We start from the raw sequence: 20983 nt of genomic DNA on the forward strand, positions 1-20983 counted from the left end.
GAGGGTCCCGTCACCCCAAGTGCGTAGCCGCGAACATCCGCAACACAGCCGGCAGTACGACCACCGAAGGCCCGGGGGTCGCAAGGGACTTCGCGAGGTCCTCCTCCAGCGTCTCCGGTGAAGTCCGCACCCCCCGCACCCCGAACGACTCCGCCAGCGCCACATAGTCCGGCCGGGTCAGTTCCGTCGCCGTGGCCTCGCCGAACGTGTCCGTCATGTACTCGCGGAGGATGCCGTAGCCGCCGTCGTCGACGATGAGCCAGGTGACGTTCAGGTCGTACTGCTTGGCCGTGGCCAGCTCCGCGATGGAGTACAGCGCACCCCCGTCCCCCGACACCGCCAGCACCGGACGCGTCGGGTCCGCGGCCGCCGCGCCGAGGGCCGCCGGGAAGCCGTAGCCGAGGCCGCCCGCGCCCTGGGCGGAGTGGAGGTGGTTGGGGCCCTTCGCGTCGAAGGCCGACCAGGCCCAGTAGGCGAGGATCGTCATGTCCCAGAAGGACGGGGAGTTGGCCGGCAGGGCCCTGCGGACGGAGTCCAACACGCCCTGTTCCAGGGTCAGTTCCTGCGCGGCGATACGCTCCCGCACACGACCGAGCAGCTCGGCCACCCGCCCCTCCGCCGTCGGATCCGCCCGCTCCGTCACCGTCTCCAGCAGCGCCTGCAAGCCGTGCCACGCGTCCGCGTGGATGCCCAACGCCGGGTGGTTCGACTCCAGTTTGCCGAGGTCCGCCTCGATCTGGATGACGCGGCCTCGCGGTTTGAACGTGTGGTAGTTCGAGGAGAGTTCACCCAGGCCCGAGCCCACCACCAGCACTACGTCCGCGTCCTCCAGGAAGTCCGTCGTATGACGGTCCTCCAGCCAGGACTGCAAGGACAGCGGGTGCGTCCAGGGGAACGCCCCCTTGCCACCCGGCGTCGTCACCACCGGCGCCCGGAGTTTCTCCGCCAACTGCCGCAGCTTCTTCGACGCGTCCGAACGGACCACTCCCCCTCCCGCGATGATCGCGGGGCGGGCCGCACGTGACAGCAAGTCGGCTGCTACGGCGGTCAGTTCGGGGCGGGGCAGGACGTCCTCCGGGGTCGCGTCCACCGCCGTCACCACCGGGAGGAGGGTCGGAGCCAGCAGCACGTCCTGCGGGATCTCCACCCACACCGGGCCGTGCGGAGCCGTGAGCGCCGACTTCCAGGCCTCCGCGATCGCGGACGGGATCTGCGACTGCGCGCGGACGGTGTGGACCGACTTCACCACGCCCCTGAACGAGGCCGACTGGTCGGGCAGTTCATGCAGATACCCGTGCCTGCCGCCGCCCAGACCCGCCGTCGGGATCTGGCTGCTGATCGCCAGGACGGGGGCCGAGGCCGCCCGCGCCTCCTGGAGCGCCGCCAGCGAGGTCAGCGCGCCGGGACCCGTCGACAGCAGCAGCGGTGCCGCCTCGCCCGTGATGCGGCCGTACGCGTCCGCCGCGAACCCGGCGTTGTTCTCCACCCGTAGGCCGATGTAGCGCAGGTCGGAACGGCGCAGCGCGTCGAACATGCCGAGCGCGTGCTGGCCCGGCAGGCCGAACACCGTCGTCGCGCCGAGGCCCGCCAGGGTCTCCACGACCAGGTCACCGCCGTTGCGGCCGGGGGGAGGATTCAGCGCGGCCTCCGTCTGAGCCGCGGTCGGGCGGAGTTCCAGGTCGTGGTCGTGGGTCACTTCGAACGAGCCTCGGCAATCTGACGGGACATGATCGTGATCAGGTCGTACGCGGTGTGCGACGCGGCCACCGACGTGATCTCGGCGTGGTCGTACGCCGGTGCCACCTCGACGACGTCCGCCGACACCAGGTTGCAGGATGCCAGGCCGCGCAGGATCTCCAGAAGTTCGCGGGAGGTCAGGCCGCCGGCCTCGGGCGTGCCGGTGCCGGGCGCGTGGGCCGGGTCGAGGCAGTCGATGTCGATGGAGATGTAGAGGGGGCGGTCGCCGATCCGTCGGCGCAGCTGGTCGGCGACCTCGTCGGCGCCCCGGCGGTAGACGTCCGCCGACGTGACGATGCCGAAGCCCATCTTCTCGTCGTCCTTGAGGTCCTGCTTGCCGTACAGCGGACCGCGGATACCGACGTGCGAGAGCGCCTCCGTGTCGAGGATGCCCTCCTCGACCGCCCTGCGGAACGGCGTCCCGTGGGTGTACTCGGCCCCGAAGTACGTGTCCCAGGTGTCGAGATGGGCGTCGAAGTGCAGCAGCGCCACCGGGCCGTGCTTCTTCGCGACCGAGCGCAGCAGCGGGAGCGCGATCGTGTGGTCGCCGCCCAGGGTCATCAACCGCGCGCCGGTGCCGAGGAGTTCGTCCGCCGCGGCCTCGATGGTCTCGACGGCCTCGTTGATGTTGAACGGGTTCGCCGCGATGTCACCGGCGTCCGCGACCTGCGCCAGGGCGAACGGGGACGCGTCCTGCGCCGGGTTGTACGGCCGCAGCAGCCGGGACGCCTCGCGGATCGCGTTGCCGCCGAAGCGCGCGCCCGGCCGGTACGAGACACCGGCGTCGAACGGCACCCCGACCACCGCGACATCGGCGGTGCCGACCTCGTCCAGGCGCGGCAGCCGCGCGTAGGTCGCGGGTCCGGCGTACCGCGGGGTACGGGAGGAGTCGACCGGGCCGCGGGGCGTCTCGTTGCTGGTCATGGGCACTGCCTTCTTTCCTACGCTTCGTCGCGTATGGGATTTTTCCTGCGGGTTTGTACGCCTGACTACGACTTTACTGGTGGGCGGCGACCGGTTCGGACGCGCGTTCTGGTGCACCGCGCCCCGCGAGCCGGTCCCGCCACGCGGCGAGTACGGCCGCGTCGGTCGCCGGCGTCGCCAGGGACACCGTGATGTAGGCGGCCAGAGACAGCAACAGGCCGTAGTACACAGGCTCGTTGGCGAGGATGCCGTAGGTCGCCATCAGGCCGACGACCGCGAGGCCGCCGACGATCACGGAGGCGAGCGCGCCCTGTGCGGTGCCGCGCTTCCACAGCAGGCCGCCGAGGATGGGGACGAGGAGGCCGCCGACGAGGAGGTTGTAGGCGACCGTCAGCGCCTCCACGACGTTGTTGAGCGCGATCGCCGTGACGATCACGCCGATGCCCATGATGAGGATGAAGACCCTGTTGCCCCGCACCTCGTCGTGGCCGCCCTCGTCGTCCCGGTCCTTGACCGCTCCCCGCAGCCGCGACCAGATGTCGTTGTTGGCGACCGTGGCGCAGGCGATCAGCGCGCCCGACGACGTCGACATCACCGCGGCCAGGGCGGCGGCCAGCACCAACCCCCTTACACCGACCGGGAGTTCGTCCTTGACGATGGTCGCGAAGGCCTCGTCCGGGCTGCCGAGGTTCGGGTAGAGGACCTTGGCCGCCGTGCCGATGACGGCGCCCGCGACGGCGTAGACGAGGCAGTAGGTGCCCGCGACCGTGCCGCCCCACCTGGCGGTCCTGTCGCTGCCCGCCGTGAACACGCGCTGCCAGATGTCCTGGCCGATGAGCATGCCGAACGTGTAGATCAGGACGTAGGTGAAGATCGTCTCGCCGCCGATGCCCAGCGGGTCGAAGTACCCGGTGGGCAGCTTCGCCCTCATCTCGCCGAAGCCGCCGGCCTTGACGACCGCGATGGGCAGGAGCAGGAGCAGCACGCCGATCGTCTTCACCACGAACTGCACCATGTCCGTCAGCGTGATGGACCACATGCCGCCGAGCGTCGAGTACGCGACGACGATCGAGCCGCCGAGGACGATCGCGAGGGTGCGGTTCATGTCGAAGAGGACGTCGAAGATCGTGGCGTAGGCGATGGTCGAGGTGACCGCCAGCATCAAGGTGTACGCCCACATGACGATGCCGGAGATGACCCCCGCGCGACCGCCGTACCTGAGATCGAGCATCTCCGACACCGTGTACACCTTGAGGCGGGCGATGCGGGCGGAGAAGAAGACGGAGAGGGCGAGCAGGCCGAGGCCGATGGTGAAGACCATCCAGGCGCCGGACAGGCCGTACTGATAGCCGAGACCGACTCCGCCGATGGTGGACGCGCCGCCCAGGACGATCGCGGCCATGGTGCCGGAGTACATGACGGGGCCCAGGCGGCGGCCCGCGACCAGGAAGTCGCTCTTGGACTTGGCGCGGCGCATGCCCCACCAGCCCATGGCCAGCATGCCGGCCAGGTAGACGACGATGACGGTGTAGTCGACGGCCATACGGGGGCCTCCTTCGCGCGCGCTGTCGGGGTCGTCCCGGTGTCTCGGGGGGCTTGCGGCCACGCTCGGGTGGCCTGCGTCGCGACTGACCCTAGGTGGCCGGAAAGCGGCTGCGAAGTGTACGTTTCATCCATCCGAGCCCAAGGTGATGGAGGAAACGTCCACCATGCCGGACCCCACGGTTCCGCCCACACCGCCCACACCGCCCACTCCACCCGTGCTTCTCGCCGCCCTCCTGGCCCGCGAGGACCTGGGGCTGCGGCAGATCGCCGGGCCCTCCGACCCCGACACCGCGATCCACTGGGCGCACGTGTCGGAGATGCCGGACCCGTACCCGTACCTGCTGGGCGGCGAGCTGCTCCTCACCGCGGGCGTCCACATCCCGGACGCGGCCGGCTCGGGCACGTACTTCGCCGACTACGTCGCCCGGATCGTCGAGGCGGGCGGCGTGGCCCTCGGCTTCGGCGTCGCACCGGTCCACGACACCGTGCCGCGGGCCCTGGTCGCGGCCTGCGACCACTACGACCTCCCGCTCCTGGAGGTCCCGCCGCCCACCCCGTTCTCCCGCGTGGCCCGCGCGGTCTGGCAGCTGATGGCGCAGGCCCGCCTCGCCGAACTCCGCCGCGTCACCGAGGCCCAACAGAGCCTCGCCGCAGCGGCCTCCCGCCCCGATCCGGTCCCTTCGGTGCTACGCCAACTCGCCCAACGGGTCGGCGGGCGCGCGGTGTTGTTCGGGCCGGACGGGACGGAGATCGCGGGGGCGGGGCGGGGAGTCGGGGCAGCCGAACCGACGGGGGCGGAGGCGGGACGCAGGGCGGGCTCGACGAAGCCGGAGGCTGGACGCGGAGCGGGAGCGGCCGGCGCGCAGGCGAGCGGCGCGGAGGTGCGGGAGGCATTGGCGGAGCTGGCGCGGGTGGTCCGGCCCCCGGCCGCTCTCATCGCATCCCCCACCACATCCCCTACGTCCCCCGTCTCATCCCCTACGTCCCCCACCTTCGCCTCCACCGACAGCGCACCCCCGAACCGCCCCGCCCCCACCTCCGCCACCGACACCGTCCCCGGCGCCCACCTCGCGACGTACGCCCTGGGTACCGGTCAGGGTTTCGTCCTAGGGGTCGCCGCCCCGCAGCGCGCCCCCGGCGACCACACCATCGCCTCCGTCGCCGCCGTACTCCTCTCCCTCCTCACCGGCGAACACCAGAGCCGCACAGGAGCGGACCGTTCGTCGGCGCTCGTACGGCTGCTGCTGGGCACCCCGCCGGAGGACGTCGCGCCGCTGCTCGGCGGGGACCGGTGGGTCGTCGTCCACGCGATGCCCGACGCCGGGACAGCCACCGCAGCCACCGCACCCACCCCCGACCCCGTCGCCGCGTCCGCACTGGCCGCCGCCCTCGGTTCCACGCTGCTCGACCTGGCACCGGACGTAGTACGGGTACTCCTCCCCGCCGATCGCGAACCCGCCCCGCAACCCGGCTGGACCCTAGGGGTCAGCGCCGCCGTCACTCCCGAGGACTGGCCCGCCGCCGATACCCAGGCCTCCCGCGCCCTGGCCCGCGCCCGTGCGACCCGTACCCCGCTGGTACGACACGGCTCCGCCGGCCGCGCCGGTCTCGCCGAGCTGCTCCCCCACGGCGAAGCCGAGGCCCACGCCCGTACCCTTCTCGCCCCGCTCGCCGCCCACCCCGCGCTCACCGAGACCCTGCGCACCTGGCTCTCCCTGCACGGGAGTTGGGACCGTACGGCGGTCGCCCTGGCCGTGCACCGGAACACTGTGCGGCAGCGGATCGCCCGGTGCGCGGCGCTGCTGGAGACGGACCTGGACGATCCGGACGTACGGATGGAGCTGTGGTTCGGGCTGCGTCACCTGTGAGTGGTCCGACCGCGTCAGCCGTGAGTGATCCACATCCCAGCGTGCGGGACGTCGGGCACGCGCACCACGCTCTGCTTCACAATGGGAGGCATGCCGATACCCGGGACCCCCAGCCGCGCCGAGCTCGTCGATCACCTTGTGAAGACCCGTATCGCGGGCGACGTAGCCACGCCCCGCGAGAACAACCTCTCGCACTACCGCAAGCTCGCGAACGGCGACCGTCACTACTGGTTCGGCCTGGAGCTCGGCAGCCGGTGGACCGACGAGCAGGACGTGCTCGCGGTGATGGCGGAGCGGGTGGGTGTGAACGACGATCCCGAGTACCGCTACGGCCAGGACACCATCGACCCGGAGCTGACGGCCGAGGGGCTCGACCGGCTGGCGGCGCGGTTGCGCAAGGCGGCCGACGGGCGGCAGCGGGTGCTCTTCGCGACCGGTCACCCGGGTGGCCTGCTGGACGTGCACCACGCCACGGCCGCCGCCCTGCGCACGGCCGGCTGCGAGATCGTCGTGATCCCGGAGGGGCTGCAGACGGAGGAGGGGTACGTCATGCAGTTCGCGGACGTGGCCGTCCTGGAGCACGGCGCGACGCTGTGGCACACGCACTCCGGTGAACCGATGAAGGCGATCCTCACCGCCCTGGAGCGCGAGGGCCGCCCGCTGCCGGACCTGGTCGTCGCCGACCACGGCTGGGCGGGGTACGCGGGGCGCCACGGCGTCGACTCCGTGGGCTACGCCGACTCGAACGACCCGGCGCTCTTCCTCGCCGAGTCCGAGGGAACCGTCCAGGTGACGGTCCCCCTCGACGACCACGTCGTCAGCCCCAGGTACTACGACCCGCTGACGGCGTATCTGCTCGCGGAGGCGGGACTCAGCTGAGGGTCGGGACTCGACTCCCCTGTCACGGCCAGGGGTTGAGCCCCTCCGCCCGGCGCTGCGCGTACCCCGGTGTCGGGTCCAGATAGACCCGGTTCACCGACGGGAACGCCTCCCGCAGTCGCTGCTCGGCCTGTTCGCAGGCCCACTCGATCTGGGCGGCGCTCGACCGGTCCCGGAAGTCGATCTTCGCGGCCACCAGCGCCTCGCGCGGGCCCTGCACGAGGGTCGTCAACTCCAGTACGGCCTCGATGTGTTCGACCCCGAGCAACTCCTCGCGGATGCGGTCCCGCATGGCCTTGGGGAGCGGCCGGCCGATGAGGAGTTCCGCGTTGGAGCGGCCGAGCACCCAGGCGACGTAGAGCAGCAGGGCGCCGATGCACAGCGAGGCGATGCCGTCCCACACCCCGGAGCCCGTGAGCTGGCCGCCGAGCAGGCCGCCGGCCGCGAGGACCAGGCCGACCAGAGCGGCGGAGTCCTCAAGGACTACGGCCTTGACGGCGGTGTCGGGGGTGTAGCGGAGGTAGCGCTTGAAGCTGGCGTCGAAGCGGGCCGCCTCGCCGCGCGCCTGGCGTACGCCCGTCCGCAGGGAGTAGCCCTCCAGGAGGAAGGCGACGCCGAGCACGATGTACGAGATCAGCGGGTCGCCGAGGTCCTCGCCTGCGACGAGGGTGTGGATGCCGTCGTAGATCGAGAAGACCGCGCCGCCGACGAAGGTGGCGACGGCGGCGAGCATCGCCCAGATGTAGCGCTCGGGGCCGTAGCCGAGGGGGTGTTCCTCGTCGGCGGGCTTGCCGCTGCGTTTGAGGGCGGTGAGGAGGAGGAGTTCGGTGACGGTGTCGGCGACCGAGTGCGCGGCCTCGGACAGCATCGCGCTGGAGCCGCTGATGACGCCGGCGACCGCCTTGGCCAGCGCGATCCCCAGGTTGGCCACGGCCGCGACGATCACCGTGACGGTGGACTCGCCGCCGCCGTCACTCTCCTCTGTTTCTGCCATGCCCTCAGTGTTCCCGAGGAACCCGGACCACGCCCTCCTGAATGACGGAGATGGCCAGTTGACCGTCCCGCGTGTAGATCCGCGCCTGCCCGAGCCCCCGCCCGCCGGACGCCGACGGCGACTCCTGGTCGTAGAGCAGCCACTCGTCCGCGCGGAACTGCCGGTGGAACCACATCGCGTGGTCGAGGGAGGCTCCTACGACATCCCCTACGGCCCAGCCGCCGCGGCCGTGCGCGAGGAGGACGGAGTCCAGGAGGGTCATGTCGGAGACGTAGGTCGCGAGTACTACGTGGAGCAGGGGTTCGTCGATGGGGCCGTCGAGCTTGCCGTTGGTGCGGAACCACACCTGGGAGTGCGGCTCGCGCGGTGCGCCGAACTTGCCGTACGGCGGCTCCTCGACGTAGCGCAGGTCGATGGCCTCGCGGGCCTCGATGAACTTCTCGACGACCTCGGGGGCGAGGTGGTCGTAGCCGCGCAGCCGGTCCTGGGAGGTGGGCAGGGTCGCCGGGTCGGGGGCGGACGGCATGGGGGTCTGGTGGTCGAGGCCGATCTCGTGGCGCTGGAAGGACGCGGAGAGGGCGAAGATCGGCTGGCCGTGCTGGACCGCGACGACGCGGCGCGCGGTGAAGGAGCGGCCGTCGTTCATGCGCTCGACGGTGTAGACGATGGGCGCGCCGGGGTCGCCGGGGCGCAGGAAGTACGCGTGGAGGGAGTGGGCGAGACGGTCCGCGGAGACCGTCCGGCCGGCCGCGACCAGTGCCTGGGCCGCCACCTGTCCGCCGAAGACGCGGGGGACGACGGCGGACTGGGACTGGCCGCGGAAGATGTTCTCCTCGATCTGCTCAAGGTCGAGCAGATCGAGGAGTCCCTGAAGTGCCTTGCTCATGGCACCTTTTCTACGGGCCGGTAATTTCGGGGACCTTACAGGCCCATGTCCTTTGCGATGATCGTCTTCATGATCTCGCTGGTGCCGCCGTAGATGCGGTTGACGCGGTTGTCCGCGTACAGGCGGGCGATCGGGTACTCGTTCATGAAGCCGTAGCCGCCGTGCAGCTGGAGGCAGCGGTCGATCACGCGGTGGGCGACCTCGGTGGTGAACAGCTTGGCGCTGGCCGCCTCGGCGGGGGTCAGCTCACCGGCGTCCAGGGCCTCGGTCGCGCGGTCGACGACGGCCTCGGCGGCGTCCACCTCGGCCTGGCAGGCGGCCAGTTCGAACTTGGTGTTCTGGAACGCGGCGACGGGCTGGCCGAAGACCACGCGTTCCTGCACGTACTGCTTCGCGAACCGGACGGCCGCCTTGGCCTGCGCGTACGCGCCGAAGGCGATGCCCCAGCGCTCGGAGGCGAGGTTGTGGCCGAGGTAGGAGAAGCCCTTGTTCTCCTCGCCGAGGAGGTCCTCGACCGGGACCTTCACGTCGACGAACGCCAGCTCGGCGGTGTCGGAGGTCTTCAGGCCGAGCTTGTCCAGCTTGCGGCCGACCGAGTAGCCCTCGGCCTTGGTGTCCACCACGAAGAGGGAGATGCCGTGGCGGCGGTCCTCCTTGGTGGACGGGGAGGTGCGGGCGCAGACGATCATGCGGTCGGCGTGCACACCGCCGGTGATGAAGGTCTTGGCGCCGTTGAGGACGTAGTGCGTGCCGTCCTCGGAGAGCTTGGCGGTGGTCTTCATGCCCGCGAGGTCGGAACCGGTGCCCGGCTCGGTCATCGCGATCGCCCACATCTCCTCGCCGGAGACGAACTTCGGCAGGTACTTCTTCTTCTGCTCGTCGTTGGCGAGCAGCTTGATGTAGGGCAGGCCGAGCAGCACGTGCACACCGGAGCCGCCGAAGGAGACGCCCGCGCGCGCGGTCTCCTCGTAGAGGACGGCCTCGAACTTGTACGAGTCGATGCCCGCGCCGCCGTACTCCTCGTCCACGCGGATACCGAAGACGCCGAGCTCGGCGAGCTTGTAGTAGAAGTCGCGCGGCGCCTGGCCGGCCGCGAACCACTCGTCGTAGACGGGGACGACCTCGGCCTCGATGAAGGCCCGGAGGGTCTCCCGGAACGCCTCGTGGTCCTCGTCAAACACCGTACGGCGCACCGCCGGCCCCTCTCTGCGCCTTAACCGGCGCCGCTCTCGCGGATGTGGTTGCTCGCCGTCGGGGTTCCTCAATTGATGGTTGCGGTCCACCTGGCTAAGCGCTTGCTCAGAATCGAGCGTACCGGCGGGTAGGCGGAGGCGTCCAGTGGAACGGGCACGTAACGCTCGTCACGCCGTGCCTCACTCACCCGCCCTTTGCCCGCCCGGCCACGACACGGGGCTCCGCTCCGGACCCCGACGAGCTGCGGCCTCGGCCCGCCCTCCGCACCTACGGCGCTCGGGCCCCCGCCAAGGCTCGACTCCCACCCCCCTCACCCCGTCGTAGCCGCCGCCCCCAACGCCCCCCTCGCCATCCGATGCAGCAACTCCGCCGTAGCCCCCCGCCCCGGCAACGACCCCGGCCTCCCCAGATGCGGAGTCGAGTTCAGCAGCCCGAACACCGAGTGCACCGCCGACCGCGCGCTGGGTTCGGCCAGTTCCGGGTACACCTCCCGTACGACCTCCACCCACAACTCCACGTACTGGCGCTGGAGTTGACGCACCAGCTTGCGGTCGGTGTCCCGCAGGCGGTCCAGCTCGCGGTCGTGGAGGGTGATCAGGGGGCGGTCGTCGAGGGCGAAGTCGATGTGGCCCTCGATGAGGGAGTCGAGCAGCACCCCCGGAGCCGTGACCCCCTCCGCCTCCGCCAGGCGGCGCTTCGCGCCCGTCAGCAGCTGGCCGCTGATGCCGACCAGAAGCTCGGCGAGCATCGCGTCCTTGCCGGGGAAGTGGCGGTACAGGCCGGGCCCGCTGATGCCGACGGCCGCGCCTATCTCGTCGACACCGACGCCGTGGAAACCCCGCTCGGCGAAGAGCCGCGCGGCCTCCTTGAGGATCTGCTCGCGGCGGGTGGGGGCGTCGGTTCTCGTGGTCATGGAAGCAATTCTAGACAGGGAGGTTAGCGGTCGTTAACCTGAAGGAAATGGTTAACGCTCATTAACAGCCGAGAGCGGCCGATCGCTGTGCGAGGGGACCCACGGAATGCAAGAGGCACCGGAGCTGACGAGCGCGGCCGATCCCGCGTCGGAGGCGTGGCGGGCCAACGAGGCGGCGCACCGCGCGCTGGGCGAGGAGCTGCGGCAGAAGCTCGCCGCGGCGCGGCTCGGCGGCGGTGAGCGGGCCCGGGACCGGCACACCGCGCGCGGCAAGCTGCTCCCCCGCGACCGCGTCGACACGCTCCTCGACCCCGGCTCGCCCTTCCTGGAGCTGGCCCCCCTCGCCGCCGACGGGATGTACGACGGGGCCGCCCCGGCCGCCGGTGTCATCGCCGGCATCGGCCGGGTCAGCGGCCGGGAGTGCGTGATCGTCGCGAACGACGCCACGGTCAAGGGCGGGACGTACTACCCGATGACCGTGAAGAAGCATCTGCGCGCCCAGGAGATCGCCCTCGAAAACCGCCTCCCCTGCATCTACCTCGTCGACTCCGGGGGCGCGTTCCTCCCCATGCAGGACGAGGTGTTCCCGGACCGCGACCACTTCGGGCGGATCTTCTACAACCAGGCCCGGATGTCGGGGGCGGGGATTCCGCAGATCGCCGCCGTGCTGGGGTCGTGCACCGCCGGGGGCGCCTACGTCCCCGCGATGAGCGACGAGGCCGTCATCGTCCGGAACCAGGGGACGATCTTCCTGGGCGGGCCGCCCCTCGTGAAGGCCGCCACCGGCGAGGTCGTGACCGCCGAGGAGCTGGGCGGCGGCGACGTCCACGCACGCGTGTCGGGCGTCACCGACCACCTCGCGGAGGACGACGCGCACGCCCTGCGGATCGTCCGCACCATCGCCGCCACGCTCCCCGCGCGCGGGTCGCTCCCCTGGGAGGTCACCGAGTCGGTGGAGCCCAAGGTCGACCCGTACGGGATCTACGGCGCCGTCCCCGTCGACTCCCGTACCCCCTACGACGTACGGGAGATCATCGCGCGCGTGGTCGACGGCTCCCGGTTCGCCGAGTTCAAGGCCGAGTTCGGGCAGACCCTGGTCACCGGCTTCGCGCGCATCCACGGCCACCCGGTCGGCATCGTCGCCAACAACGGCATCCTGTTCTCCGAATCCGCCCAGAAGGGCGCCCACTTCATCGAACTGTGCGACCAGCGCGGCATTCCCCTGGTGTTCCTCCAGAACATCTCGGGGTTCATGGTCGGCAAGGACTACGAAGCGGGCGGCATCGCCAAGCACGGCGCCAAGATGGTCACCGCCGTCGCCTGCGCGCGCGTGCCCAAGCTGACGGTCGTCGTCGGCGGCTCGTACGGCGCGGGCAACTACTCGATGTGCGGCCGGGCGTACTGCCCCCGCTTCCTGTGGATGTGGCCCGGCGCCAAGATCTCCGTGATGGGCGGCGAGCAGGCCGCGTCGGTCCTCGCGACCGTGAAGCGGGACCAGTTGGAGGGGCGCGGGGAGTCCTGGCCGGCCGAGGACGAGGACGCCTTCAAGGACCCGATCCGGCAGCAGTACGAGCGCCAGGGCAACGCCTACTACGCCACCGCCCGGCTCTGGGACGACGGGGTCATCGACCCGACGGAGACCCGCCAGGTGCTGGGACTCGCCCTGACCGCCTGTGCCAACGCGCCGCTGGGAGAACCCCAGTTCGGCGTCTTCCGGATGTGATGAGGATGCCTGAGATGGTCAACACATTCGAGACACCCGAGGCGCCCGAAACACCCGAGGTGCCTGACGTGCCCGACGTGCCTGACGTGCCCGAGATGTTCGACACGGTTCTCGTCGCCAACCGGGGCGAGATCGCGGTCCGCGTCATCCGCACCCTGCGCTCCCTCGGCGTGCGCTCGGTGGCCGTCTTCTCCGACGCCGACGCGGACGCCCGGCACGTCCGCGAGGCCGACACGGCGGTACGGCTCGGCCCGGCACCGGCCGCCGAGAGCTACCTGTCGGTGGAACGGCTCCTGGAGGCGGCGGCCCGCTCCGGCGCGCAGGCCGTGCACCCGGGCTACGGCTTCCTCGCCGAGAACGCGGCCTTCGCGCGCGCGTGCGCCGACGCCGGGCTGGTCTTCATCGGTCCCCCGGCGGACGCGATCGCCCTCATGGGCGACAAGATCCGGGCCAAGGAGACGGTGGAGGCGGCCGGGGTCCCGGTCGTCCCCGGCGGCCGCGACCCCGAACTGGCCAAGGCGGCACACGAGTTGGGCGCCCCCGTCCTCCTCAAGCCGTCGGCCGGAGGCGGCGGCAAGGGCATGCGCCTGGTCCGCGACCTCACCCTCCTGGAGGAGGAGATCGCCGCCGCCCGCCGCGAGGCCCGCGCCTCCTTCGGCGACGACACCCTCCTGGTCGAGCGCTGGGTCGACCGCCCCCGCCACATCGAGATCCAGATCCTGGCCGACGGCCACGGCAACGTCGTCCACCTCGGCGAACGCGAGTGCTCCTTGCAGCGCCGGCACCAGAAGGTCGTCGAGGAGGCCCCGAGCGTCCTCCTGGACGAGGCCACGCGCGCGGCGATGGGCGAGGCGGCCGTACAGGCGGCCCGCTCGTGCGGGTACGCGGGCGCGGGCACGGTGGAGTTCATCGTGCCGGGCAGCGACCCGTCGTCGTACTACTTCATGGAGATGAACACCCGCCTCCAAGTGGAGCACCCGGTAACGGAGTTGGTGACCGGCCTCGACCTGGTGGAGTGGCAGCTGCGGGTGGCGGCGGGCGAGCGACTGCCCTTCGTACAGGACGACATCACGCTCACCGGGCACGCGATCGAGGCCCGCGTCTGCGCCGAGACCGTGTCTGTCAAAGAGGGCGCGCGCGGGTTCCTCCCGTCCGGCGGCACCGTCCTGAAGCTGAACGAACCCTCGGGCGACGGCATCCGCACCGACTCCGGCCTCTCCGAAGGCACCGAGGTCGGCAGTCTCTACGACCCGATGCTCTCCAAGGTCATCGCCTACGGCCCCGACCGCGCGACCGCGCTCAGGAAACTCCGGGCCGCCCTCGCGGACACGGTGACCCTGGGCGTGCCGACGAACGCCGGATTCCTACGGCGCCTGCTGGCCCATCCGGCCGTCGTGGCAGGCGAGTTGGACACCGGTCTCGTCGAGCGGGAGGCGGACGGGCTGGTGCCCGGCGAGGTACCGGTGGAGGTCTACGCGGCGGCGGCGCTGCTGCGGCACGCGGCGCTCACGCCCGGGCGGGGCTCCGGCTGGGCCGACCCGTTCGCCGCCACGGACGGCTGGCGGCTGGGCGGCGAGCGGGCCTGGACGGCGCACCCGCTCCAGGTGCCGGGCCACGACCCGGTGACCGTGCGCGTACGCCGCACGCCCGAGGGCGGGACCGAACTGCTGCCGGACGGCGCCGAGAAGCCGCTCGGCGGGTCCGGTTGGGCCGGGCCCGACGGCCGGTTCGTCCTGCGGCTCGACGGACTCGTCCACACCTTCACCGCCCTGCCGGACGGCACCTGGCTGGGCCGGGACGGGGACGCGTGGCAGGTGCGGGACCACGATCCGGTGGCCGCCTCGCTCAGCGGGGCCGACCGGTCCGGAGCCGGTTCGCTGACCGCGCCGATGCCGGGGACGGTGACCGTGGTGAAGGTCGCCGTAGGAGACCAAGTGGCCGCGGGGCAGAGCTTGTTGGTGGTGGAGGCGATGAAGATGGAGCACGTCGTCTCCGCGCCGCACGCCGGCACCGTCGCCGAACTCGACGTGACACCCGGCACGACGGTCGCCATGGACCAGGTACTGGCGGTCGTCACACCCGTGGAGGAGGACCAGTGACACACGGACCAGAGCCACTCGGACCAGAGACACTCCCGATGGTCGTACCCGCCCCCGATCTGCCCGCCCGGGTGCGCATCCACGAAGTGGGCGCGCGGGACGGACTGCAGAACGAGAAGTCGACCGTGCCCACGGAGGTGAAGGCCGAGTTCGTGCGGCGGCTGGCGGACGCGGGCCTGACCACGATCGAGGCGACCAGCTTCGTCCACCCCAAGTGGGTGCCCCAACTGGCCGACGCCGAGCAGCTGTTCCCGCTCGTGCGGAACCTCCCGGGCGTGCACCTCCCCGTCCTCGTGCCGAACGCCCGCGGACTCGACCGGGCCCTGTCCCTGAAGGCGACCCGCGTCGCCGTCTTCGCCAGCGCCACCGAGTCCTTCGCCAAGGCCAACCTCAACCGCACGGTGGACGAGTCGCTGGCCGTGTTCGCCCCCGTGGTGGCCCGCGCCAAGGACGAGGGCGCCCATGTGCGCGGCTACGTCTCCATGTGCTTCGGCGACCCCTGGGAGGGCGCGGTCCCGATCGCCCAAGTGGTGCGTGTCTGCCGGGCGTTGGTCGACATGGGCTGCGACGAGCTGAGCCTCGGCGACACCATCGGGGTGGCAACTCCCGGGCACGTCCTGGAACTTCTCGCCGCGCTCAACGAACAGCACGTCCCCACAGACGTGTTGGGCGTGCACTTCCACGACACCTACGGCCAGGCGCTCGCCAACACCCTGGCCGCCCTCCAGCACGGCGTCACCACCGTGGACGCCTCCGCGGGCGGCCTCGGCGGCTGCCCGTTCGCCAAGTCCGCCACCGGCAACCTCGCCACCGAAGACCTCGTGTGGATGCTCCAGGGTCTCGGCATCGACTCCGGAGTCGACCTCGCCCGTCTCACCGCCACCAGCGTGTGGATGGCCGACCACCTGGGCCGACCCAGCCCGTCCCGCACCGTCCGCGCACTCGGTAAAACAGCGCAGCCCCACAAGGAGCAGTGACCGCCATGGACCACCGTCTCTCCCCCGAGCTGGAAGAACTCCGCCGTACGGTCGAGGAGTTCGCGCACGACGTCGTCGCGCCGAAGATCGGCGACTTCTACGAGCGGCACGAGTTCCCGTACGAGATCGTCCGCGAGATGGGCCGCATGGGCCTGTTCGGACTGCCGTTCCCCGAGGAGTACGGCGGGATGGGCGGCGACTATCTGGCGCTCGGCCTCGTCCTTGAGGAGCTGGCCCGGGTCGACTCGTCGGTCGCGATCACCCTGGAGGCCGGGGTGTCGCTGGGCGCGATGCCGATCCACCTCTTCGGCACCGACGCCCAGAAGGCCGAGTGGCTGCCCCGGCTGTGCTCCGGCGAGATCCTCGGCGCCTTCGGGCTGACCGAGCCGGACGGCGGCTCCGACGCGGGCGCGACCCGGACGACGGCACGCCTGGACCCGGACACCGACGAGTGGGTGATCAACGGTTCCAAGTGCTTCATCACCAACTCCGGTACGGACATCACGGGTCTGGTGACGGTCACCGCGGTCACCGGCCGCAAGCCCGACGGCAAGCCGCTGATCTCGTCGATCATCGTGCCGTCCGGGACCCCCGGCTTCACGGTCGCGGCACCGTACTCGAAGGTCGGCTGGAACGCCTCCGACACCCGCGAACTGTCCTTCGCGGACGTCCGGGTCCCGGCGGCGAACCTGCTCGGCGAACTCGGCCGCGGCTACGCCCAGTTCCTGCGCATCCTCGACGAGGGCCGCATCGCCATCGCGGCGCTCGCGACCGGTCTCGCGCAGGGCTGTGTCGACGAGTCGGTGAAGTACGCCAAGGAACGGCACGCGTTCGGGCGGCCGATCGGCGCCAACCAGGCCATCCAGTTCAAGATCGCCGACATGGAGATGAAGGCCCACACCTCCCGGCTGTCCTGGCGCGACGCGGCCTCCCGCCTGGTCGCCGGCGAGCCCTTCAAGAAGGAGGCGGCCCTCGCCAAGCTGTACTCCTCGACCATCGCCGTGGACAACGCCCGCGACGCCACCCAGGTACACGGCGGCTACGGCTTCATGAACGAGTACCCGGTGGCCCGCATGTGGCGCGACTCCAAGATCCTGGAGATCGGCGAGGGCACCAGCGAGGTCCAACGGATGCTGATCGCCCGCGAGTTGGGCCTCACGGGCTGACAGCCGGCTGGACAGGCTCAGGTGCCGGAGCGTCCAGGCCCGCCGACAACTCCCCTGAGATCAGGGCGATGTGGCGGTAGGCCCGTTCGGCGGCGGCCAACACTCGTTCCTGTACGGCGGGTTCGCCGAGCGCGCGGTCGAGGCGCTCGGCGAAGGCCGCCCAGCGGGTGCGGTCGCCGCTGCCGTAGTACGAGGCACCGTTCCCGTCCGTGAGCCGGTACGCCTCGGTCACGTACCGGCACAGGAACATCGCGCCGAGGGTGGAGCCCTCCAACACGTAGAGGAAGCCGAGGAGTTCACGGGGTTCGGCCGCGGCGGTGCGCCGGATCTCCTCGGCGAACTCCTCGGCGGCCGGGCCGGGTTCGGGGAGGGCGCCCTGGGCGGCGGCGAAGTGGTGCAGGTCGCGTTCGACGAAGGAGAGCTTGACGAGGTCCGGCGACCACACCGAGGTGACGGACGGGCAGGTGGCGCGGGCGAGTTCGGCTTCCAGCGCCGACAACACCACGCGGTAGGCGGCGAGTTGGCCGACGTAGCGGTCGAGCGGCAGAGTCCCGGCGAGCATCGCGGTGGCGAACCCGGTGCTCTCCAGAGCCTGGTGCCAGGCGCGGGTGCCGTTCCTCAGGCGTCCGCTCAGCAGGTCCGTCATTCGCCGCTCCGCTGCCGGACCGTCGCGAGCAGACGGTCGATGAGGTGGCCCTTGCGTTCGATCGTCACGTCGAAGTAGGCGGCGCTGCGCTCGCAGCGGCACACCCCGTGGACGGCGTCCTTCGCGGCACGCTTGAGGGCCACGGCCTCCTCGGCGAGCGCGAGGAGCGTGCGCTCCAGTTGGGGGTGACCGAGAACGTACGGTTTGAAGTCCTCACCGGGCGGTACGCCGCCGTCCTCGTCGAGGAGTTCCAGGAAGACCCGGTTGCCCAGACCGTCGAAGTCCTCGTGGGTGTTGGCGCCGCCGAACTCGGGCACGAAGTCGGTCAGGTCGTTGAACAGCTGGCTGGCGAGGCCCAGTTGGCGCATCGCACCGTCCAAGGCGAGCCGGTCGTCCTCGACCACCCGCAGCCCCGCGACCGCCGCGTCGAGCGGCATCCAGAACAGGGTTCCGGTCTTGAGCGCGGCCGTCGACTCCCAGAAGTCGACCCGTGTGGCGCGCGGCGCGGCCAGCAGCTCCGCGCGCGTGAGCGCCGTACGCGAGGACATGTCGACGGCCTGCCCGGTGAAGCCGCTGCCGACCGAGCGCACCAGGCTGTCCACGACGGCGGGGTCGGCCGCGTGCCGGAGCGCGGACATGATCAGCCAGGCGCCGGTGTTGAGGGCGAGCGGGGTGCCGTGGGTGGCGTGGAGGGCGGGTTCGCCGTAGCGGACGTCGCTGTCGTCCTGGATGTCGTCGAGGGCGACCGCGGCCTTCAGCAGAATCCTTACGGCAACCGCCGTGCGGCGGATGACCGCGAGGTCGGAAGCGGTGTCCGCCTTCTCGGGGGACCCCTCTGCCTTCCCGGAGAACCCTTCCGCTCCCTCGGGGAACCCCCGGTAGTTGCGGTACGCCCAGTACACCATCGAGGGGCGCAGCGGAGCCCGGCCGCCGGGTGCTCCGGCCGTCGGGGGCAGCGCCTGCTGGCCCACCTTCGAGCCGAGGGCGTCGGCGACCGGTTCGTACAGGGCGCGGCGCAGGGCCGTGTCGTAGACGGAGACCGCCGCCGCCCGCGCCGGGGCGGTCAGGGTGTCGAGGAACTCGGCGAGGTCGTCCTCCAGCAGGGCCGCGTCGCTCCGGACCACCGCTTCCACGTCCGTCACATCCATCGTGGTAGCCACTCCACCTCCACAGACGACCGAACAGCAGTACGCAGATCCCCGTAGAAGGAGCGTGATCACAACGGCCGGACGAGACAAGGCGGTTGAAAGCCAAATCGCATAGGACATGGGCTCATAAGCCCGGCACAGGACAGGCACAGCGCGCGCATGGACCCGGGCGGCGATCACCCCGCCCGCTGGACAGTTAGTGAGGTTAGGCTAACCTACCTTCGAATTGTCCGGCGGGCGCTCCCGCCCTGTTCGAAAGCAGCCACACATGTCCAACGCCCGTGCCACTCACCTCTCCCGCCGCGGCATCCTCGCCGCGGGCGGCGCCCTCGGCCTCGGTGCCGTGCTCGCGGCCTGCGGCGACGACGACGCGAAAAGCGGTGGCTCGGACAAGGAGACGACGGCCGCCAAGTCCGGCCCCTGGACCTTCAAGGACGACCGCGGCACCACCGCGAAGACCGACAGGATCCCGGCGAACATCGTCTCGTTCATCGGCGTCGCCGCCGCGCTGCACGACTACGGCATCGAGTCCAAGGGCGTCTTCGGGCCGACCAAGCTGAAGGACGGCAAGGCCGACGTACAGGCCGGCGACCTGGACATCAGCAAGGTCACCGTCATCGGCAACGAGTGGGGCCAGTTCAACATCGAGAAGTACGCGGCCCTCTCCCCCGACGTCCTCATCACCACGATGTTCGACTCGGCCGGCACGCTCTGGTACGTCCCGGAGGAGTCGAAGAAGAAGATCCTCGCCGTGGGCGCGCCGACCGTCGGCATCTCGGTGTACGACGTCCAGCTGCCGACGCCGTTGCAGCGGATGCTGGAGCTTGCCAAGTCCCTTGGCGCGGACACGAGTTCGGCCACCATCACCGCGGCGAAGAAGCGGTTCGAGGACGCGGCTGCCCGGCTGCGCGCCGCGGCCAAGGCCAAGCCGGGCATCAAGGTTCTCGTGGGGTCCGCGAGCCAGGACATCTTCTACGTCTCCGGGTCGAACCTCTCCGTCGACCTGGAGTACTTCAAGTCCCTCGGCGTGAACTTCGTCGAGCCGTCCGCTGCAGCGCTCAAGGCGAGTGGTGGGTGGTACGAGAACCTGAGCTGGGAGAACGTCGACAAGTACGGGGCGGACGTCATCATGATGGACAACCGGACCTCGGCGGTTCAGCCCGCTGACATTACCGAGGGCACGTGGAAGAAGCTCCCCGCTGTCAAGGCTGGGCAGGTCATCGCTCGTAATCCTGAGCCGATTCTGTCGTACGACAAGTGCGCGCCGTTGCTTGAGGATCTCGCGAAGGCCATCGAGAGCGCGAAGAAGGTCAGTTGATTTAGGGGTGGTTGAGCCTTCATGGGGAGCTGCGGGCCGGATGTGGCTGGGCGCGCAGTTCCCCGCGCCCCTAGGTATGTATCCCTGACGCCAACTCAGGAGTCACCCCCTATGACTACGGCCGTTGCCGCCCCGTTCCGCTTTTTCTCACTCCACGTCGTGCGGACGGAGCGGCTTGGGCCGTCTCTGGTCCGGGTGACCTTCGCCGGAGACGATCTGGCGTACTTCTTCTCCGACGGGCGTGATCAGTCCCTGTCGCTCTTCCTCCCCCGACCCGGTCAGCTGGAGCCCGCTGTTCCGTACGAGCTCGGGGACGGGTGGTGGCAAGGCTGGCGTGAACTCCCGGACGGCGTACGGGCCGTGATGCGCTCGTACACCCTGCGCGCCCTGCGCCGCGACCCCGACGAGATCGACATCGACTTCGTGTTGCACGAACCCGCCGGGCCCGCCTCCCGTTGGGCGTCGTGTGCCTCCGCCGGTGATCGGGTCGTGTTGCTCGGGCCGGCGGTCGCGGACAATCGGGCGATTCGGTTCCGGCCGCCGGAGGATGCCGATCTGGTGGTCGTGTGGGGCGACGAAACCGCCGTACCGGCTGCCTCCGCCATTCTCGAAGCGCTGCCCGCGGGGACCCGTGCGCGGGTGTGGCTGGAAGTCCAACATGCCGGGGACATCCAGGACTTGGCGACCGACGCCGATGCCGAAGTCACCTGGCTGGTGCGTGAGAACCAGGGCGTCGAGGGGTCCCCCATGGCCCTCGGCGCCCTTCGGGATGCCCAACTCCCGCCCGCCGAGCGGCCGTACGTGTGGATCGCGGGTGAGGCCGGTCAAGTGAAGGCGCTGCGGCGGCACTTCGTGGGTGAGCGTGGGTTCGACCGGCGGCGGGTGACCTTTGTCGGGTACTGGCGGCAGGGGCTCAGCGAGGAGCAGTTGCGCGACGCCGGGTGACGGTGCGAGGGGCAGCCGGGG

At 70.9% G+C, this 20983-nt stretch carries 17 protein-coding genes; 8 read left to right on the forward strand and 9 right to left on the reverse strand.

Annotated features, from left to right (window positions below):
• Positions 1-10 precede the first annotated feature (10 nt).
• The 3 genes from OG407_RS19890 to OG407_RS19900 all read right to left on the reverse strand — a co-directional run bounded on the left by OG407_RS19890 (position 11) and on the right by OG407_RS19900 (position 4204).
• On the reverse strand, positions 11-1696 hold the full coding sequence (locus OG407_RS19890) for a thiamine pyrophosphate-binding protein (protein WP_405859803.1): 1686 nt from the start codon (positions 1694-1696) through the stop codon (positions 11-13).
• On the reverse strand, positions 1693-2661 hold the full coding sequence (gene speB / locus OG407_RS19895; protein ID WP_403588330.1) for an agmatinase: 969 nt from the start codon (positions 2659-2661) through the stop codon (positions 1693-1695). Before speB ends, OG407_RS19890 begins: the two co-directional genes overlap by 4 nt.
• Positions 2662-2734: 73 nt before the next feature.
• Positions 2735-4204 carry a sodium:solute symporter gene (locus OG407_RS19900; protein WP_405859805.1) on the reverse strand — a complete coding sequence of 490 codons (1470 nt, stop codon included), beginning with the start codon at positions 4202-4204 and terminating at the stop codon, positions 2735-2737.
• 166 nt (positions 4205-4370) lie between these two features.
• On the opposite strand from OG407_RS19900, the gene OG407_RS19905 reads away from it, so the two are divergent.
• Both OG407_RS19905 and OG407_RS19910 read left to right on the forward strand, forming a co-directional pair.
• Positions 4371-6074 (forward strand): PucR family transcriptional regulator ligand-binding domain-containing protein, encoded by a 1704-nt coding sequence (locus OG407_RS19905; protein WP_405859807.1) that lies wholly within the window; start codon positions 4371-4373, stop codon positions 6072-6074.
• A gap of 90 nt (positions 6075-6164) precedes the next feature.
• Positions 6165-6953: a phosphatase gene (locus OG407_RS19910; protein ID WP_405859809.1), complete on the forward strand. Its 789-nt coding sequence runs from the start codon at positions 6165-6167 to the stop codon at positions 6951-6953.
• Between the two features lie 22 nt (positions 6954-6975).
• Here OG407_RS19910 and OG407_RS19915 read toward each other — a convergent pair whose 3' ends face one another.
• The 4 genes from OG407_RS19915 to OG407_RS19930 all read right to left on the reverse strand — a co-directional run bounded on the left by OG407_RS19915 (position 6976) and on the right by OG407_RS19930 (position 10940).
• The gene (locus OG407_RS19915) at positions 6976-7947 is read right to left on the reverse strand and encodes a cation diffusion facilitator family transporter (RefSeq protein ID WP_266857029.1); all 972 of its coding nucleotides are present in this window, start codon (positions 7945-7947) and stop codon (positions 6976-6978) included.
• A 4-nt stretch (positions 7948-7951) separates the two neighbouring features.
• The gene (locus tag OG407_RS19920; RefSeq protein WP_405859812.1) at positions 7952-8833 is read right to left on the reverse strand and encodes an acyl-CoA thioesterase; all 882 of its coding nucleotides are present in this window, start codon (positions 8831-8833) and stop codon (positions 7952-7954) included.
• Between the two features lie 35 nt (positions 8834-8868).
• Entirely contained in the window at positions 8869-10026 is a 1158-nt protein-coding gene (locus OG407_RS19925; RefSeq protein ID WP_403588342.1) for an acyl-CoA dehydrogenase family protein, read from the reverse strand.
• A gap of 311 nt (positions 10027-10337) precedes the next feature.
• On the reverse strand, positions 10338-10940 hold the full coding sequence (locus OG407_RS19930; protein WP_405859814.1) for a TetR/AcrR family transcriptional regulator: 603 nt from the start codon (positions 10938-10940) through the stop codon (positions 10338-10340).
• 106 nt (positions 10941-11046) lie between these two features.
• On the opposite strand from OG407_RS19930, the gene OG407_RS19935 reads away from it, so the two are divergent.
• The 4 genes from OG407_RS19935 to OG407_RS19950 all read left to right on the forward strand — a co-directional run bounded on the left by OG407_RS19935 (position 11047) and on the right by OG407_RS19950 (position 16905).
• On the forward strand, positions 11047-12663 hold the full coding sequence (locus tag OG407_RS19935) for a carboxyl transferase domain-containing protein (protein WP_405859816.1): 1617 nt from the start codon (positions 11047-11049) through the stop codon (positions 12661-12663).
• A 95-nt stretch (positions 12664-12758) separates the two neighbouring features.
• The gene (locus OG407_RS19940) at positions 12759-14762 is read left to right on the forward strand and encodes an acetyl/propionyl/methylcrotonyl-CoA carboxylase subunit alpha (RefSeq protein WP_405868505.1); all 2004 of its coding nucleotides are present in this window, start codon (positions 12759-12761) and stop codon (positions 14760-14762) included.
• A gap of 38 nt (positions 14763-14800) precedes the next feature.
• Positions 14801-15739: a hydroxymethylglutaryl-CoA lyase gene (locus OG407_RS19945; RefSeq protein ID WP_405859818.1), complete on the forward strand. Its 939-nt coding sequence runs from the start codon at positions 14801-14803 to the stop codon at positions 15737-15739.
• A gap of 5 nt (positions 15740-15744) precedes the next feature.
• Complete coding sequence (locus OG407_RS19950) at positions 15745-16905, forward strand: acyl-CoA dehydrogenase family protein (RefSeq protein WP_329350783.1); 1161 nt, start codon at positions 15745-15747, stop codon at positions 16903-16905.
• On the opposite strand, the gene OG407_RS19955 is transcribed toward OG407_RS19950, so the two are convergent.
• Complete coding sequence (locus OG407_RS19955) at positions 16895-17551, reverse strand: biliverdin-producing heme oxygenase (RefSeq protein WP_405859820.1); 657 nt, start codon at positions 17549-17551, stop codon at positions 16895-16897. The genes OG407_RS19950 and OG407_RS19955 overlap by 11 nt on opposite strands.
• Positions 17548-18711: a polyprenyl synthetase family protein gene (locus OG407_RS19960; protein ID WP_405859822.1), complete on the reverse strand. Its 1164-nt coding sequence runs from the start codon at positions 18709-18711 to the stop codon at positions 17548-17550. The genes OG407_RS19955 and OG407_RS19960 overlap by 4 nt, the downstream gene beginning before the upstream one ends.
• 256 nt (positions 18712-18967) lie before the next feature.
• Between OG407_RS19960 and OG407_RS19965 the strand changes: the two genes are divergently transcribed.
• Both OG407_RS19965 and OG407_RS19970 read left to right on the forward strand, forming a co-directional pair.
• Positions 18968-20017, forward strand: a complete 1050-nt coding sequence (locus tag OG407_RS19965; RefSeq protein ID WP_405859824.1) for an ABC transporter substrate-binding protein — start codon at positions 18968-18970, stop codon at positions 20015-20017.
• A 111-nt stretch (positions 20018-20128) separates the two neighbouring features.
• Entirely contained in the window at positions 20129-20962 is an 834-nt protein-coding gene (locus OG407_RS19970) for a siderophore-interacting protein (RefSeq protein ID WP_405859826.1), read from the forward strand.
• The last annotated feature ends 21 nt before the right edge of the window (positions 20963-20983 follow it).

Origin of the sequence: Streptomyces sp. NBC_01515 (assembly GCF_045040345.1) — a bacterium.
GTDB lineage: Bacteria > Actinomycetota > Actinomycetes > Streptomycetales > Streptomycetaceae > Streptomyces.